The organism is Bacillus sp. BS3(2021), assembly GCF_021043345.1.
In the GTDB taxonomy this organism is placed as follows: domain Bacteria; phylum Bacillota; class Bacilli; order Bacillales; family Bacillaceae; genus Bacillus; species Bacillus paralicheniformis.
Genome location: NZ_JAJNDM010000023.1, coordinates 1 through 786, shown reverse-complemented (window position 1 = coordinate 786; position 786 = coordinate 1). Strand labels below are relative to the sequence as shown.

The 786-nt window shown below is 55.9% G+C and carries 1 protein-coding gene; it reads left to right on the top strand.

Annotated features, from left to right (window positions below):
- Positions 1-786: AMP-binding protein (locus LQ247_RS21975; protein WP_231006603.1), on the top strand; the 786-nt coding region annotated here is incomplete at both ends.

The following is a 786-nucleotide window of genomic DNA, read 5'->3' as shown; positions in this document are numbered from 1 at the left end:
GTCGGCGTGCTCGCCGACCGTTCACCGGAGATGGTGATCGCGGTGCTGGCTGTTTTGAAAGCCGGCGGCGCTTACGTGCCGCTTGATCCAGACTATCCTGAAGAACGGCTCAGATATATGCTCGCTGACAGTGGCGCCCGGCTTCTCGTCACAGGGCCGGGTTTGTCCGTCTCCGGATTTTCCGGGGAAACGCTTGAAGTCAACCTGTCATCACTTCGAACGGAACCAGCGGAGAACGAACCGGTTTGCGCTCATACGGATGGCGGCTCACTCGCCTATGTCATCTATACATCCGGTTCAACCGGGACACCGAAGGGCGTCGCGGTTGAGCACCGACAGGCTGCCGCCTTTTTGTCCGGGATGCAGCGCCAGTTCTCATTAACTGAAGATGATGTCATTGTGCTCAAGTCATCGTTTTCATTTGATGCTTCGATCTGGCAGTTGTTTTGGTGGATGATTCCCGGCGCCTCCATGTATTTGCTTCCGCAGGGCTGGGAGAAGGATCCCGCTTTAATGACAGAAGCCTTCACAAACGAAGGAGTGACAACGGCGCATTTTATCCCGGCGATGGCCAACAGCTTTTTAGACCAGGTGGAGATGGAAACAGAGGAGAAAAGGACAAGCCTTGCGAAAACCTTGAAACACGTATTCGCCGGAGGTGAAGCGCTCGCTCCCCAGACAGCCGCCCGATTTGCCCGGTCTTTGCCGGAGACTGCGGTCATTCACGGCTACGGGCCGACAGAAGCTACGGTGGATGCCGCATTTTTTCGGTACGACCACGAAAAA